The organism is Collinsella aerofaciens (assembly GCF_015546965.1).
In the GTDB taxonomy this organism is placed as follows: domain Bacteria; phylum Actinomycetota; class Coriobacteriia; order Coriobacteriales; family Coriobacteriaceae; genus Collinsella; species Collinsella aerofaciens_X.
In genome coordinates this window covers 30261-45749 of the sequence record NZ_JADMUF010000007.1, presented here as the reverse complement: position 1 = coordinate 45749, position 15489 = coordinate 30261, and the positions used below count along the sequence as shown (strand labels likewise).

The window sequence follows — 15489 nt, the reverse complement described above, 5'->3', positions numbered from 1 at the left end:
CGTGGCCTTCGAGCACTACATATATACCGGGACGACCCGCCTGCGCTGCGGCTATACCACGGGGAGCTGCGCCGCGCTCGCGGCGAAGGCCGCCTGCGAGATGCTCTTGTCACGAAAGCCCGCCGGCCGCGTGTCGATCGTCACGCCCGGCGGGCTGCCCGTCGAGACGGACGTGGTCGACGCATGCATCGGCGAGGGGTGCGCCCAGTGTGCCGTGCGAAAGGACGCAGGCGACGATGCCGATGTGACCGACGGCGTGCTCGTGTACGCGCGCGTGGAACATGCGGGGTCGGGCACGGGCGCTGCGGGCAGCAAGGGCGTGCCCGCGCGCGAATCGGAAGTTTCCGTCGATGGCGGCGTGGGCGTGGGGCGCGTGACGTTGCCCGGGCTCGAGCAGCCGGTGGGGGCGGCCGCCATCAACGCGACGCCGCGCGCGATGATCACTTCGGCGGTGCGCGAGGTGTGCGCCGCGCACGGCTTTTCTGGAAACATTGCTGTGACGATTTCGGTACCCGAGGGCGTTTCCCTTGCCGAAAAGACCTTCAACCCGCACCTGGGGATAGAGGGCGGCATCTCCATCCTGGGCACGACGGGCATCGTCGAGCCGCGCAGCCTCGCTGCCTTGCGCGACAGCATCGAGCTCGAGATCCGGCAGCATGCGGCTATGGGGTGGCGCGGAGTCGTGCTCACGCCCGGCAACTACGGCGGGCAGTTCATCTCGGGGCATTTCCACCTAAACGGTGCGCCGGTGGTCTTCATCTCCAACTTTGTGGGCGATGCGATTGATTGCTGCGTTCGCGAGGGATTTACCAATGTCCTTCTTGTGGGACACATCGGCAAGCTGGTGAAGGTCGCGGGCGGCATCATGGACACCCATTCGCGTACCGCCGACTGTCGCGCGGAGATTCTGGCCGCCCACGCGGCCTTGGCCGGCGCGGGCGCGCAGACCGTGTGCGAGATCATGTCGTCGGTCACGACCACGGCGGCGCTCGAGGTAATCGAGGCCGCGGGCGTGGGGGACGCTGCGCGCGCCTCGCTCGCTGCGGCAATCGAGGACAGGTTGCGCCGTCGCGCGGCGGGCGCATGCGACATCGCCGCGGTCGTGTTCGACGCCGAGCGCCGCGAGCTTTTCCGCACGTCGGGCGCCGATGCAGTTATCGGGGAATTGGGGGCGACGTATGAGTAAAGGCGTGCTGTACGGGGTGGGCACGGGGCCTGGCGACCCCGAGCTGCTCACGATCAAGGCCGTCCGCACAATCGAATCGTGTCCGGTCATCGCCGCACCGCAGACGGCAGACGGGGTCATGGTCGCGCTCGACATCGTGCGCGGCGCCGTCGACCTTACAGGCAAGATAGTGATCCCCGTGCGATTCTCGATGACGCGCGACGCCGAGCGCCGCGCGGCCGAGCATGCCTCGCTTGTTCGCGAGCTTGTCGCGCACCTGGATGCGGTCCGCGACGTCGCGCTGCTGAATCTGGGGGACCCGAGCATCTATGCCACCTTCCAGCGCATAGCGCCCGACGTGCGCGCCCGCGGGTTCGAGGCGCGCGTTATTCCCGGCGTGCCGAGCTTCTGCGCGGTCGCCGCGGCGCTCGAGCTCGACCTCACGCCCGAGATGTCGTCGCCTCTGCACATCGTGCCCGGCGGCTACGACGACGTGCGCCGCGCAATCGGCTGGCCGGGGACGAAGGTGGTCATGAAGGCGCGCCGCTCGCTTGCGGACACGAAGCGCATCCTTCGCGAGGAGGGCGCCTTCGACGGTGCCGAGCTCGTAGAGGACTGTGGGCTTCCGGGCGAGCGCGTGTATCGCTCGCTCGACGATGTGCCCGATCGGGGCAGCTACTTCTCGACGATGGTGGTGCGCTAGATGAGGGTTTCCTGCATAGCGTTCACTGAGAGGGGGTATGCGTTGGCGGAGCGCACCGCACGCGCGCTTTCCGATTGCGCGCAGACAGGTGAAGATGACCCTGGCTGGGACGTTTCCGTTTCGCGCGGGTTCGGCGAGGGGAAGGTTGACCTGCGCGCATGGACGGCGCTCGCGTGGGAAGCGTCGGACGCGCTTCTGTTTGTGGGCGCGGCGGGCATCGCAGTGCGGGCGATCGCGCCGCATGTCGCCTCGAAGACAAACGATCCCGCGGTTGTGGCGATCGATGAGGCGGGGCGCTTTGCCGTCCCGCTTTTGTCGGGGCATTTGGGCGGTGCGAACGAGCTGGCGCAAACTGTGGCACGCGTGGCAGGGGCCATCCCCGTCATCACCACGGCGACCGACGTCCGCGGCGTGTGGGCGGTGGATACGTGGGCGCGCCGTGCGGGGCTCGCCGTTTCGAATCCCGAGGCCATCAAGCGAGTGTCGGCGCGGCTGCTTTCGGGCGGGCGCGTGGCGCTCTATTCCGACATGCCGATTTCGGGACAGCCGCCTGAGGGGGTTGACATTGCGTCCGACCGCGCTCGGGCCGATATCGTCGTGTCGCCGTTCGCTGGCGCGAATGCAGGTGCGTCCGTTTGCGCGGCGGAGACAACGGGCGTGGTCGTGCCCGCCGGTGAGACGGGGAAGCCGGCGGGCGTACGGGCGCAGCCGCCTGCGCCCGAGCCGCTTCGCCTTGTCGTGCCCTGCATCGTTGCGGGCATAGGGTGCCGTCGCGGTGCGTGCGCCGAAGCGATCGGGGAGGCGTTTCTTCTCGCGTGCGGGCAGGCGGGCATCTCGCCTTCGGCCGTCCGCGAGGCGGCGACGATCGACGTGAAGGCGCACGAGGAGGGTCTGCTCGCCTTCTGCCGCGCGCGCAATATCCCGCTTGCGACGTATTCCGCAAAGGAGTTGTCGCAGGTCGAAGGCAGCGTTTCGCCATCTGATTTCGTGCGCGCGACGGTGGGGGTCGACAACGTGTGCGAGCGCGCGGCGCTCGTGGGCGGGGGCAAACTTATCTTCCCGAAGCTCGCTCACGGCGGCGTGACCGTCGCGTTTTCCAAGGCAACTATCGAACTTTCGTTTAAGGAGCGGTGATGGGAAAGATCTTCGTGGTGGGGATTGGCCCGGGCGGCCCCGACGGCATGACGATTGCGGCTCGGCGCGCGCTCGAGGCGGCCGACATCGTTGTGGGGTACACGAAATACGTGGAGCTCGCGCTCGCCACCGTGCCCGACGCGGCGCATCTCGCGACGCCGATGATGCACGAGGTCGAACGGTGCCGCCTGGCGCTTTCGCGCGCGCAGAGCGGAGAAGCCGTGGCGCTCGTGTGCAGCGGTGACGCGGGCGTGTACGGCATGGCGAGCCCCGTGCTGGAGCTTGCGGAGGACTACCCCGATGTAGACGTGGAAGTTATCGCCGGGGCCACCGCGGCTCAGAGCGGGTCGGCGGTGCTCGGCGCCCCGCTTGCCCACGACTTCGCGGTCGTGTCGCTCTCCGACCTGCTCACACCGTGGGAGGTCATCGAGCGCAGGCTCGCCGCCGTGGCGAGCGCCGACTTCTGCATCTGCTTGTACAACCCGCGCAGCAGAAAGCGCGCCGACAGGCTCTTGCGCGCGGCGAAGATTATGCTCGAATGGAAGGCCCCCGACACGCTCTGCGGCTGGGTTCGTAACATCGGGCGCGAGGGGCAGCAGTCGGGCATGTGCAGGCTCTCCGAGCTGGGGGAGCTCGACGCCGACATGTTCACCACCGTGTTCGTCGGCAATGCGGGCACGAAGCGCGTAGGCGGCCGTATGGTCACGCCGCGCGGGTATCGGGAGATTCCATGCGAAAGGTAACGATCATCGGGGCGGGGCCCGGAAACCCCGACTTGCTCTCGCGCGCGGCGCTCGACGCGATCGACATCGCCGACGTGGTCATCGGCGCTCATCGCGCGCTTGCCGGCATCGACGTGCCGCCCGACGTGGTGAGATGCGAGCTCGTAAAGACGGCGGACATCGTCGCCGCGCTCACCGATGCGGCGTCGTGGCAGCGCGCCGTGGTCGTGATGACGGGCGATGTGGGGCTGTTCAGCGGCGCGCGCCGCCTGGTGGAGGCGCTCTCCGGCGACGCGCGGGTGGACGTGCGCATCATTCCCGGCATAAGCTCAGCGTCGTATCTCGCCGCGCGCCTCGCGCGTCCATGGCAGGATTGGCGCTTTGCGAGTGCTCACGGCGTGGCGTGCGACATCGTGGCCGAGGCCGAGCGCGCAGGTGAGCTCTTCCTCGTCACGTCGGGCGGGGAAGACCCCTCGCGGCTTTCGGGCGAGCTTGTGCAGGCGGGCTTCGGGGACGCACGCGTGACGGTGGCCGAGCGCCTGTCGTACCCCGACGAGCGCATCACCTGCGCGACCGCAAGTGAAATCGCAGGTCAGACTTTCGACGACTTGAACGTGATGCTTATCGAGTTCACAGGCGGCGCCGGGTCGCCTGCGAACTCCCGCTGGCCGTACGCTTCCTCGGGCATTCCCGACGAGCTCTTCATCCGCGGCGACGTTCCCATGACCAAGCAGGAGGTGCGCGCCGTCGCGCTCGCGAAGCTGCGCCTTGCCGCGACCGACACCGTGTGGGACGTCGGCGCCGGCACGGGGAGCGTGTCGATCGAGGCGGCGCTCGTCGCGCGAGCGGGGTCGGTATGGGCGGTCGAGCGCAACGCGACCGGCGTGCGGCTCATCCGAGAGAACGCGGATGCATTCGGGTGCGGCAACGTGCATGCGGTCCCCGGCGTCGCCCCCGAAGCGCTCGCGAAACTGCCCGTCCCCGACGCCGTGTTCGTCGGCGGGAGCGCGGGCGAGCTTCCCTCCATCGTGGAGGCGGCGCTCGAGAAGAACTCGCAGGTTCGCCTGTGCGTGCCATGCGTTACCGTTGAGACGCTCACCGAGGCGTGCGCGCTCCTCTCGGGTTCGCGCTTTAAGGGGTTCGAGGCGTGCCAGGTGTCGGCCGCCCGCGCCGAGGCTGTAGGCTCGCACCATCTTATGAAAGCGCAAAACCCTGTGTTCCTCGTCAGCGCGCGTGGTGCAGGTGGGGAAGGCGGCGCCCGGTGAGCACGACCATCCCGCGCTTCATGGTCGCTGCGCCCTCGAGCGGGAGCGGCAAGACGGTCGTTACGTGTGCGCTCCTGCGCGCGCTCGCGCGCCGCGGCCTCGCATGCGCGGCCTTCAAATGCGGCCCCGACTACATTGATCCGCTCTTCCATCGCCGCGTCGTGGGCACGCGCTCGGGCAACTTAGACGGCTTCTTCACCGACGCCCCGACGCTGCGCGCCCTGCTCGCACGCGGCGCCGCGGGCGCGGATGTCGCGGTGCTCGAGGGGGTCATGGGCTTCTACGACGGCATTGCGCCCGGCGTGGCCGACGCGAGCAGCTACCAGGTTGCGCGCGATACGGAAACGCCGGTCGTTTTAGTGGTGAACGGGCGTGGGGCGTCTTTATCGCTTGCCGCCGTAATCCGCGGCATCGCCGAGTTCCTGCCTTGTGCGAACGTGCGCGGCGTCGTGCTGAACAAGACGAGCGCCGCTGCCTGCGCCTACGCGGCCCCTGCGATTGAGAAGCACACGGGCGTCGCGGTTTTGGGGAATATCCCCGCCGACGAGGCGTTCTCGCTCGAAAGCCGGCATCTGGGGCTTGTGACCGCCGACGAGGTCGAGCAGCTCTCCGCGCGCATCGACAAGATGGCCGAGCTGGTGGAAAAGAGCGTCGACGTCGACCGCTTGCTCGAAATAGCGGCGACGGCACCCGATATCCGCGAGGAATCTTACCGGTTGGAGCCGATTGCGGGAGCGCGGCCCATCGTCGCCGTCGCGCGTGACGAGGCGTTCTCGTTCTACTACGAGGAGAACCTGCGCGCGCTCGAGGACCTGGGTTGCGAGCTGGCCTTTTTCAGCCCCCTGTGTGATAGCGAGTTGCCCCGGGGGACAAGCGCCCTCTATTTGGGGGGCGGCTACCCGGAGCTCCATGCGCGGCGGCTCTCCGAGAACGCGCCGATGCGCGAGGCGGTGCGGCGCGCGGTGGAATCCGGCATGCCGACGGTCGCCGAATGCGGTGGGTTTCTGTACCTGCAGCGCGAAATCGCCGATAGCGAGGGGCGGCGCTGGCCTGTTGCGGGCGCCCTTGAGGGCGCAAGCGAGAACGGGGGAAGGCTGTCCCATTTCGGATACGTGGAGCTTACTTCCCAACGCGACGGGCTCTACGGGCCGCGTGGCACACGCATCCGCGCGCACGAGTTCCACTACTGGCAGTCCACCTGTCCGGGCGGCGACTTCTGGGCGCAGAAGCCCCGGCGCGACAAGGGCTGGCCGTGCATGACGACCACCCCGTCCCTCGTGGCGGGCTTTCCGCATGTGTACTATCCTGCGAACCCCGACGTTGCGCGCGCGTTCGCGTCTGCCGCAGCGTCGTTCGCAGAGAGGAGACGGCATGGCTGAAGCAACCGAAACCGCGCTTGCCTGCATCCGCGAGGAAGTCGAGCGCGCGTTCTCGTCGGCGCCGGGCGCCGTGCTCGAAGCCGCGCTCTCCCGGATCGTGCCCGCAGACGAGTGCGCCCGCGCCGCCGCGTACGCCGCGTGGGACTCCATCGCGCACCCCTTGGGGGGATTGGGCGACTTTGAAGACGCCGTCGCTTCTATCGCCGCAGCTCAGGGGAGCGCCGAGGTTGCCGAGTTTCCCCGTGCGCTCGCGGTATTCTTCTCCGACAACGGGGTCGTTGCCGAAGGCGTGTCGCAAAGCGGGCAAGACGTGACGCGAGCCGTCGCGCGCAACATGTGCGAGGGGGCCACGAGCGCCTGCCGCATGGCGACGTTCGCGGGTGCCGAGGTCGTGCCCGTCGACGTGGGTATGGCCCGGGGCATAGAAGACGCGCGCATGGTGCGCGCGAACGTGCGACGGGGGAGCGGCAACATCGCGCACGGCTCCGCTATGTCTCGCGATGGGGCCGTGCGCGCGATCGAGGTCGGAATCGCCGTCGCGTGCGGACTTGCCCGCGCCGGCGTGCGCCTTCTCGCCGCGGGCGAGATGGGCATCGGCAACACGACCACCTCGGCGGCGGTGGCCGCAGTGCTCATCCGGGCGGACGCGCGGAGCCTCGTCGGGCGCGGCGCGGGGCTCTCGGACGCCTCGCTCACGCGCAAACGCGACGTGGTCGAGCGCGCTATCGATGCGAACTCGCCCGATCCCGCCGACCCGATCGACGTGCTCTCGAAGGTGGGCGGCTTCGACATCGCGGCGATGTGCGGCTTCTACCTGGGGGCCGCGGCCTCGAAGGCGCCGGCGCTCCTCGACGGGGTCATATCCTGCACGGCGGCCCTGTGCGCGGCGCGCCTGTGCCCCAACGCCTTGGGATACCTCGTGGGCACCCACACATCAAGCGAACCCGCAAGCCAGGAGCTTCTTCGCGAGCTCGGCATAAAGGCACCCCTCGACGCAGGCATGCACTTGGGCGAGGGCGCGGGCGCCATGGCGTATCTGCCTCTTCTGGATTCGGCGCTGCGCGTGTACCGGGATGGGAAGACGTTCACGGCGACTGGCATGACTGCTTACGAGCATTTCGAGGTCGGGAAATGACGGTGACGTTCGTTATCGGCGCCGCCGCGAGCGGCAAGAGCGCCTATGCCGAGTCCCTGTGCCTCGGACACGACGGCCCCCGCGTGTACGTGGCAACGATGGAGCCCTTCGGGGAAGAGGGCGCCCGCCGCATCGCGCGCCATCGGGCGCTGCGCGAGGGCAAGGGGTTTTCCACTCTCGAGTGCACGCGTGACGTGGGCGCCGCAGTGTCCGGGCTTCCGCGCGGCTGCACGCTTCTTTTGGAGGACGTGGGCAACCTGGTTGCGAACGAGCTCTTCGCGGAAGGCGGCTTGTCCCCACGTGATCCCGACGCTGCGGCGCGCGAGGTGCTCGGAGACATCGAACGGCTCGCTCAGGCCGCTGCGTATACGGTGGTGGTCTCCGTCGACGTGTTCGCCGATGGGATGCGCTACGATGAGGGGACCGAGGCATGGAGTCGCGCGCTCGCGCGCGTGAACGCGGGCGTGGCGGCGCTGGCCGACCGCGCAGTCGAAGTGGTATGCGGGATTCCCGTGTGGATGAAAGGCGAAGGACCTACAAGGTGAAGATAGCAGAGGCAATCGGCGCGGCGTTCGGAACGTTCTCGCGCATCCCCGTCCCGAAATCGGCCTGGACCGATTTCGGATCAACCCATGCGCTTGCTGCGTTTCCCCTGGTGGGCGTTGCGGAAGGCTTCCTCATGACGGCGTGGGGGCACGTGGCGAACCTACTCGGCGTGCCCGCGACCATTGTCGCGGCCGTGCTCGTGGCGTTGCCTGTGGCGGTGACGGGAGGCATCCACCTAGACGGGCTCTGCGACACCTCCGATGCGCTTGCAAGTTGGGCCCCGCGCGAGCGAAAGCTCGAGATCATGCACGACCCGCGGGCGGGCGCCTTCGGGGTCATTGGTGTTGTCGTGTACCTTATTTTGCAATTTTCCCTGTTCACCGCGCTGCCGCTTACGGCGGGGGCGTTCCTCGCGCTTCTGTGCTCGCTCGTGTTCTCCCGCGCGCTTTCGGGGCTCGCCGTAGAATGCTGGCCTGCCGCGCGGGCGGACGGCATGGCCGCGGGGCTCTCGCCTGCGAAGAAGCGCGCGGAGATCGTCGTGCCGCTTTGCGCTTTCGCTGCTGCTTCGGCTGCAGGGATGGTCGCGTGCGCTCAGGCCGTCGGCGCCCTTATAGCGGTGGCGGGGCTTTTGGTGCTCGCGTGGTACCGCCATGTTGCCCTGTCCCGCTTCGGCGGGGTGACGGGTGATTTGGCCGGATGGTTTCTGCAATGGGCCGAGCTCGCGATGCTTGCCATGCTGGTGGCGGGGGGCATGCTCCTATGATTCTCGTGGTAGGTGGCGCGCATTCGGGGAAGAGGACCTTCGTGCGCGAAAAGCTCGGGTTCGCGGCGGACGATTTCGTCGACGCGGCGCAGCTTGCGGAGGGCGGCGTGCCCGCGGCTTTTGCCGGCCGTGTCGCGTACCGTGCTGAGGAACTCGTACGCGCGCTCGACGCTGACCGGGCGCTCGAGCGGCTGATCGGCTTCGACGCAGTGATTCTGCCCTTGGTCGGCTCGGGGGTCGTCCCCATGCGTGCGGAAGACGCCCAACGGCGCGAGCGCGCGGGGCGCCTGGGATGCGCGCTCGCTGCGCGCGCCGACGTCGTCGTGCGCATGACGTGCGGGATTCCCCAGGTCATCAAAGGAAACCTTGCCGATGCACCTCGTGGGACGCAGGGTGCGGGCGCGCCTTTGGAAGTCGTCTTCGTGCGCCATGGTTCCACGGCGGGCACGGAAGACCATCGCTACAGCGGGGCGGGCACCGACGAGCCCCTGTCGAGCGCGGGCGAGCGCGCTTTGCGCGACCTCGCGTGCGATCGTGACGTGTTCCGTGTTATCACGAGCGGCATGGCCCGCACCGACCAGACGGCGCGCATCCTCTTCCCGAATGCGGAGCTTATGGCGTGCCCCGGTCTGCGCGAGATGGATTTCGGCGACTTCGAGGGGCGAAGCGCCGCCGAGCTTAAAGAGGATGCGCGCTACCGCGCCTGGGTAGACTCCTGGTGCGAGACGCGCTGCCCGCATGGCGAGGGCAAGATCGATTTCACCCGCCGCGTCGTCGCGGCGTTTCGGGAGGCGTGCGAATCGGAGCGTGCCCAGGGGAGTGGGCGCGCCGTCTTCGTCGTTCACGCGGGTACCGTGAAAGCGCTACTCTCCGAGCTAGCTGTCCCGAAAATGGGATACTTCGACGTGCATACCGAGCCGGGCGGCGCATGGGCCGCCACCTGGGATGGGCGCTGCCTTCGCGACGTTCGCCCCGCTTCGGGGGGCGATGCCCGGTGATGACGATTCTTGCCGTCGCCGCCGGGTTCGCGGCCGACCTTACCTTCGGCGACCCGCGCTGGCTTCCCCATCCCGTCGTCGCCATGGGGCACGCGATCACGTGGGCCGAAGGCCGCCTGCGGGGCGTATTCCCGCAAACGTCCGCGGGCACGCGTGTCGCAGGGCTTGTGCTCGCCGTGGCGCTTCCGCTTGCGTGTGGGCTTTTGACCTGGGGTATCCTACATCTTTGCGGCATGGTTCACTCCGGCTTGCGCTTCGTGGCCGAGGCATGGGCGAGCTATCAGATTCTCGCGGCATGCGAGCTGCGCCGCCAGAGCCTGGCCGTGGCCCGCGCGTTCTCGAAGGGCGGCCTTGTCGCGGCGCGCGAAGCCGTCGGGCTCATCGTGGGACGCGACACGTCTGTTCTCGACGAGCAGGGGGTCGCGCGCGCCGCCGTGGAAACGGTGGCGGAGAACGCGAGCGACGGCGTCATCGCGCCGCTTTTCTACCTTATGATTGGGGGTGCGCCCTTGGGCATGGCGTACAAGGCGGTGAACACGCTCGACAGCATGGTGGGCTACAAAAACGAGCGCTACATCGACTTCGGCTGCGCCTCGGCGCGCCTCGACGATGCGGTGAACTGGATTCCCTCGCGCTTATCGGCCTTGTTCATGATCGCCGTGTGCCCGATCGTCGGGCTCGACGCGCGCGGGGCGGCGCGCATCTGGCGCCGCGACAGGCGTCGCCATGCGAGCCCGAACGCGGCGCAGACCGAGTCATCGTGCGCGGGCGCGCTCGGGCTGCGCCTGGCAGGACCCGCGGTGTATTTCGGCAAGCTCGTTGAGAAACCGACGATAGGCGACGCGTCCCGCGAAATCGAGTGGGGCGACATCGCCCGGGCGACAAGGCTCATGCTCGCCGCGTCCGTATGCGCGCTCGTCGTCTTCGGCGCCGCGCGCGCGGCGGTCGTGCTCGTCGTGGGGGCGATGGTATGAGGGAAGACCACGCCGCGCTCCGGGCTACCGGGGGAATCCTGCGCGCCCGTACGCATGGGGGCAGCGCGCAATCGCTCGGCATCGGTTGCGAAGGGGGCGCCTCCGACCTCATCGACTTCTCGGTGAACGTGAATCCGGCAGGCCCCTCGCCGCGCGCTGTCGCCGCAGCTTGCAAGGCGCTTTCTCGAATCGACGCATACCCCGATAGGGAAAGCCGCGCCCTCGTTCGCGCCCTAGCGCGCGCCCAGGGCATTCCCGAAGATACTATCGTCTGCGGCGCGGGCGCGTCCGACATCATCTGGCGGCTCGCTGCGGCGGTGCGCCCGAAACGCATCGTCGTGTGCGCGCCGACGTTCTCTGAATATGCGGAGGCGGCATCGTACTACGGCGCATGCGTGCAGGAGTTCCCGCTCTCCGAAGCGGACGACTTCGACGTGCCCGCCTCCTTCGCCCGCGCGATTGAGGGGCCGGGAGACGTGGCGTACCTCTGCAATCCGAACAACCCGACGGGGCGCCTCGTCGACCCCAGCGTGATCGATGCCGCGGCTTGCCGCTGCGAGCAGGTGGGCGCGCTGCTCGTCATGGACGAGTGCTTCCTCGGATTTGCGCCCGACGCCCGCGAAAGGAGCGTGGCCGCACGCGCCGCGTGTTCGCGCCATGTGGCCGTGCTCTCCGCGTTCACCAAGCTCTACGGAATGGCGGGGTTGCGGTTGGGATATCTGATCAGCGGAAACGCCCAACTCATCGAGGGGATTCGCCGGGCGGGGCAGGCGTGGCCCGTCTCGTCGGTCGCCGAGGCCGCGAGCATCGCCGCCCTGAAAGACGTTGAATACGTCTCGCGCACGCGCGATGTATTGGCGGGCGAGCGAGCGTGGCTTTCCCACGAGCTCTCCTCGCTCGGGCTTTCCGTCGTGCCGTCGGATGCGAACTTCCTTTTAGTCCGCACGCCGGCGAAAGACATCCCCGAGCGCCTGTATAAACAGGGGGTTTTGGTCCGCACGTGCGACTCGTTTTCGGTACTGTCCCGTTTCTGGTGCCGCGTCGCGGTGCGCACGCGCAAGGAGAATGCCCGGCTTGCGATGGCGTTCAGCCGCGTGCTTCGGGCGGAAGGCGCATCGGGCGAAGGCGAACCCGACGAACGGGGCGGCGCTTCTTGCAGCGGCGCTATGGCGGGCGCGGATGGCCGTGGCTCGGCGAAGGAGGTCGATACCCGTGGGTAGGGCGAAGCCCATCATGATCCAGGGTACCATGTCGAACGCGGGGAAGAGCCTGCTTGCGGCTGGGCTGTGCCGTGTGCTTTCGCAGGACGGACTGCGCGTGGCTCCCTTCAAGAGCCAGAACATGGCGCTCAACAGCGGTGTCACGGCCGATGGGCTCGAGATGGGGCGCGCCCAGATCATGCAGGCCGAGGCGTGCGGCATCGCGCCCGACGTGCGCATGAACCCCATTCTGCTCAAGCCCGAAAACGACCACCGAAGCCAGCTCATCGTGGCCGGCAAGGCGCAGGGAGCCTTCGCTGCGAGGGACTACTTCGCGCGAAAGAAGGCGCTCATGCCGCAGATTTTGGAGGCGTTCGATTCGCTCGCGGAGGAAAACGACGTCATCGTCATCGAGGGCGCCGGCAGCCCCGTCGAAATCAACCTTGCCAAAAACGACATCGTCAACATGGGGCTCGCGCGCGCCGTGTCCTCCCCCGTGCTGCTCGCGGGCGACATCGACCCAGGCGGGGTGTTTGCCCAGCTCTACGGCACGGTCGCGCTCTTTGCACCCGAGGATCGCGCGCTTTTGCGGGGGCTTGTGGTGAACAAGTTCCGCGGCGATGTGGAAATCCTGCGCCCGGGTTTGGCCCCGCTCGAGAAGATGTGCGGGGTTCCCGTCGTGGGGGTCGTGCCGTATCTTACGCTCGACCTAGACGACGAGGACTCGCTTGCACCGCGCCTATCTGCCCGCGAGGCGCGCGGCGTCATCGACGTCGCCGTCGTGCGCCTTCCGCATCTGTCGAACTTCACCGACTTCGACCCGCTTTCGCGCGTGCCCGGCGTGGGCGTGCGCTATGTTTCCTCGACGACCGATCTGGGCAGACCCGACCTGGTGGTGCTCCCAGGCTCGAAGACCACGCTCGACGACGCACGCTGGCTTGCGGCTAGTGGCATCGGAGCCTGTGTACGCGCGCTTTCGGGCGCGGGCACGCCGGTGCTCGGCATATGCGGAGGCTACCAGCTTTTGGGAGACGAGCTTTCCGATCCGCACGGCAGGGAAGGCGCTGGCACCGCGCGCGGGCTCGGGCTCATCCCTGCAAGTACGGTGTTCAAGGAGGAAAAGCGCCTCGCCCAGTCGGAGCTTCGTATCACGGGCGCCCAAGGCGCGTTCTCGGTGTGGAACGGCATGACGGCTCGCGGGTACGAGATTCACGACGGCGAAACGACCGTCTCCTGCGCCCCTGCGGGCACGATTGGCGGCAAACCAGAAGGCGCGGCCTGCGGAAACGTGTTCGGAACCTATCTCCACGGCCTGTTCGACGAACCGGGGGTGGCGCTCGCCCTCGCGCGCTCGCTTGCGCGCATGCGCGGCCTGCCCGAGAGCGTCGTGGGTGCTGCGGGCGCGGCGTCCGCGGCCGATCACCGTGCGCGCGAGTTCGACCGCCTGGCCGACGGCGTGCGCGGGGCGCTCGACATGGAGTATGTCTACCGCATTATCGAGGAGGGCGTATGATCCACGTGTATCATGGCGACGGCAAAGGCAAGACCACGGCGGCGATGGGCCTCGCCCTTCGCATGCTCGCCGCAGGCCGCCGCGTCGTCGTCGTGCAGTTCCTGAAAGACGGCGAAAGCGGGGAGGCGCGCCTGCTCGCCGAGCATTTCGGCGTGCCCGTGTTCGCGGGGAAGGTGTCGGACAAGTTTACCTGGTCGATGACGTCGGAAGAACTTGCCGCGACGTGCGAGCTGCACGATGGGAACCTCGCTTCCGCGCTCGCCGACCTCGAGGGCGCTCAGGAGGGGCTGCTCGTGCTCGACGAGGCGCTCGACGCGCTTTCGAAAGGGCTTGTCGACGAGGCTCTCGTGGACCGCGCGCTCGATATGTCCGCGCGCGGCGTCGAAGTAGCGCTCACCGGGCGTGCGCCTTCCCGCAAGATCGTGGAGAAGGCCGACTACATAACCGAGATGCGGTGCGAGAAACACCCCTATGCTCAGGGGATATGTGCAAGGGAAGGAGTGGAGTACTAGATGGATTCCAAGGAGATGGCGCCCGGCGTCATCGAGCGGCGCAGCTTCGAGATCATCACCGAAGAGCTCGGCGGCCGCACGTTCCCGCCGCTCGAAGAGCCCGTCGTGAAGCGCGTCATCCACACCACTGCCGACTTCTCGTACGCCGATTCCCTCGTGTTCACCCATGACGCCGCGCACTGTGCGCTCGACGCACTGCGCGCAGGGGCCACGGTGCTCACCGACACGAACATGGCGCTCGCAGGCATAAGCAAGCCCGCGCTCGCGAAGCTCGGCTGCAAGGCCGTGTGCTACATGGCCGACCCTGATGTCGCCGCGGCTGCGCGCGCCGCGGGCACGACTCGCGCCGTTGCGAGCATGGACAAAGCTTGCCGCATTGAGGGTCCGCTTATCGTGGCCGTCGGCAACGCTCCCACAGCACTTCTGCGCCTCGCCGAGCTCATGGACGCGGGGAAGATTGCGCCCGCGCTCGTCGTTGGGGTGCCGGTCGGGTTTGTGAACGTGGTCGAGGCGAAAGAGGAGCTACTCGCGCGACGCGTGCCGGCCATCGTCGCGAGGGGTCGCAAGGGCGGCTCGACCGTGGCGGCCGCCATTATGAACGCGCTGCTCTACCAGATCACGCGCACGGGTGGCGCGAAGTGACGGCCCCCGCATCCGCGTCGGCGCTGCGCATCTTCGCCGGCACCACCGAGGGCCGCCTTCTGTGCGAATGGGCGAGCGGGGCGGGCATCCCCGCCCGTGCCTACGCGGCAACCGAGTACGGAGGCGAGCTTTTGGGCGAGCTTCCGGGCATCGAGGTGCATACGGGCAGGCTTGACGAGGCCGACATGGAGCGCGAGCTTTCCGGCGCGCGCATCGTCGTCGACGCCACGCACCCCTTCGCTACGCTCGCAAGCGGCAACATCCGGGCCGCTTCGCTCGCCGTGGGTGCACGATGCCTGCGCCTTGCGCGCCCGGTCGAGGCGCTGCCCAAAGGCGTCGTGCCGGTCGCGTCGATCGCCTGCGCGGCGCGCTTTCTCTCCGAGAACCCGGGTCGCGCGCTTCTCACGACGGGGAGCAAGGAGCTTGCTCCCTACACGCGCGTCGCCGATTTCGCGGAGCGCTTCTTCGTGCGTGTGCTCCCGCTGCCCGGTGCTATAACGAAGTGCATCGATGCGGGGTTTTCGCCGTCGCACGTCATCGGCATGCAGGGACCCTTCACCCGCGAGCTCAACGAGGCGATGCTTCGGCAGGTGGGCGCCCAGTGGCTTGTGACCAAGGACTCGGGAACCGTAGGCGGCACGGCCGAGAAGCTCGCCGCCGCGCGCGACGCGGGAGCGCGCTGCATCGTGGTCGCCCGTCCCGCCGAGGGAGGCGGGGTCCTTTCGCTTCGGGAAGTGGAAGACGCGCTCTTACGGGAGTTCGCGCGCTAGGTGCTCACCGCGCCCTCCCGCCCGCGAGGAGGAGCGACCCGAGCAAGCTCGATCCGTACAAGCCCGTCA

General features: G+C 68.3%; 16 protein-coding genes. All 16 read left to right on the top strand.

The features are described from left to right. Position 1 precedes the first annotated feature (1 nt). From cbiD to cobK, 16 genes are read left to right on the top strand one after another with little or no spacing between them, the layout of a single operon-like run. Positions 2–1186 carry a cobalt-precorrin-5B (C(1))-methyltransferase CbiD gene (gene cbiD, locus I1M21_RS06035; RefSeq protein WP_271763275.1) on the top strand — a complete coding sequence of 395 codons (1185 nt, stop codon included), beginning with the start codon at positions 2–4 and terminating at the stop codon, positions 1184–1186. Continuing rightward, positions 1179–1868, top strand: coding sequence for a precorrin-2 C(20)-methyltransferase (cobI, locus tag I1M21_RS06030; protein ID WP_195192848.1), 690 nt, complete (start codon positions 1179–1181; stop codon positions 1866–1868). Before cbiD ends, cobI begins: the two co-directional genes overlap by 8 nt. Next, the gene (locus I1M21_RS06025; RefSeq protein ID WP_195192847.1) at positions 1869–3002 is read left to right on the top strand and encodes a cobalt-precorrin 5A hydrolase; all 1134 of its coding nucleotides are present in this window, start codon (positions 1869–1871) and stop codon (positions 3000–3002) included. Next, positions 3002–3745 carry a precorrin-3B C(17)-methyltransferase gene (gene cobJ, locus I1M21_RS06020; protein WP_195192846.1) on the top strand — a complete coding sequence of 248 codons (744 nt, stop codon included), beginning with the start codon at positions 3002–3004 and terminating at the stop codon, positions 3743–3745. Before I1M21_RS06025 ends, cobJ begins: the two co-directional genes overlap by 1 nt. Beyond that, the gene (gene cbiE / locus I1M21_RS06015; protein ID WP_195192845.1) at positions 3733–4989 is read left to right on the top strand and encodes a precorrin-6y C5,15-methyltransferase (decarboxylating) subunit CbiE; all 1257 of its coding nucleotides are present in this window, start codon (positions 3733–3735) and stop codon (positions 4987–4989) included. Before cobJ ends, cbiE begins: the two co-directional genes overlap by 13 nt. Further along, positions 4986–6368 (top strand): cobyrinic acid a,c-diamide synthase CobB, encoded by a 1383-nt coding sequence (locus I1M21_RS06010; RefSeq protein WP_271763278.1) that lies wholly within the window; start codon positions 4986–4988, stop codon positions 6366–6368. Before cbiE ends, I1M21_RS06010 begins: the two co-directional genes overlap by 4 nt. Continuing rightward, the gene (cobT, locus tag I1M21_RS06005) at positions 6361–7503 is read left to right on the top strand and encodes a nicotinate-nucleotide--dimethylbenzimidazole phosphoribosyltransferase (protein WP_195192844.1); all 1143 of its coding nucleotides are present in this window, start codon (positions 6361–6363) and stop codon (positions 7501–7503) included. Before I1M21_RS06010 ends, cobT begins: the two co-directional genes overlap by 8 nt. Then, positions 7500–8048 (top strand): bifunctional adenosylcobinamide kinase/adenosylcobinamide-phosphate guanylyltransferase, encoded by a 549-nt coding sequence (locus tag I1M21_RS06000; RefSeq protein WP_195192843.1) that lies wholly within the window; start codon positions 7500–7502, stop codon positions 8046–8048. The genes cobT and I1M21_RS06000 overlap by 4 nt, the downstream gene beginning before the upstream one ends. Continuing rightward, positions 8045–8812, top strand: a complete 768-nt coding sequence (gene cobS / locus I1M21_RS05995; RefSeq protein ID WP_195192842.1) for an adenosylcobinamide-GDP ribazoletransferase — start codon at positions 8045–8047, stop codon at positions 8810–8812. Before I1M21_RS06000 ends, cobS begins: the two co-directional genes overlap by 4 nt. Then, entirely contained in the window at positions 8809–9810 is a 1002-nt protein-coding gene (locus I1M21_RS05990) for a histidine phosphatase family protein (RefSeq protein WP_195192841.1), read from the top strand. Before cobS ends, I1M21_RS05990 begins: the two co-directional genes overlap by 4 nt. Further along, positions 9810–10784: an adenosylcobinamide-phosphate synthase CbiB gene (gene cbiB, locus I1M21_RS05985; RefSeq protein ID WP_195192914.1), complete on the top strand. Its 975-nt coding sequence runs from the start codon at positions 9810–9812 to the stop codon at positions 10782–10784. The genes I1M21_RS05990 and cbiB overlap by 1 nt, the downstream gene beginning before the upstream one ends. Next, on the top strand, positions 10781–12004 hold the full coding sequence (locus I1M21_RS05980; RefSeq protein WP_195192840.1) for a pyridoxal phosphate-dependent aminotransferase: 1224 nt from the start codon (positions 10781–10783) through the stop codon (positions 12002–12004). The genes cbiB and I1M21_RS05980 overlap by 4 nt, the downstream gene beginning before the upstream one ends. Next, the gene (locus tag I1M21_RS05975) at positions 11997–13496 is read left to right on the top strand and encodes a cobyric acid synthase (protein WP_271763282.1); all 1500 of its coding nucleotides are present in this window, start codon (positions 11997–11999) and stop codon (positions 13494–13496) included. Before I1M21_RS05980 ends, I1M21_RS05975 begins: the two co-directional genes overlap by 8 nt. Further along, on the top strand, positions 13493–14008 hold the full coding sequence (locus I1M21_RS05970; RefSeq protein ID WP_195192838.1) for a cob(I)yrinic acid a,c-diamide adenosyltransferase: 516 nt from the start codon (positions 13493–13495) through the stop codon (positions 14006–14008). The genes I1M21_RS05975 and I1M21_RS05970 overlap by 4 nt, the downstream gene beginning before the upstream one ends. Further along, positions 14009–14650: a precorrin-8X methylmutase gene (locus I1M21_RS05965; protein WP_195192837.1), complete on the top strand. Its 642-nt coding sequence runs from the start codon at positions 14009–14011 to the stop codon at positions 14648–14650. Then, positions 14647–15420: a precorrin-6A reductase gene (gene cobK, locus I1M21_RS05960; protein WP_195192836.1), complete on the top strand. Its 774-nt coding sequence runs from the start codon at positions 14647–14649 to the stop codon at positions 15418–15420. The genes I1M21_RS05965 and cobK overlap by 4 nt, the downstream gene beginning before the upstream one ends. The last annotated feature ends 69 nt before the right edge of the window (positions 15421–15489 follow it).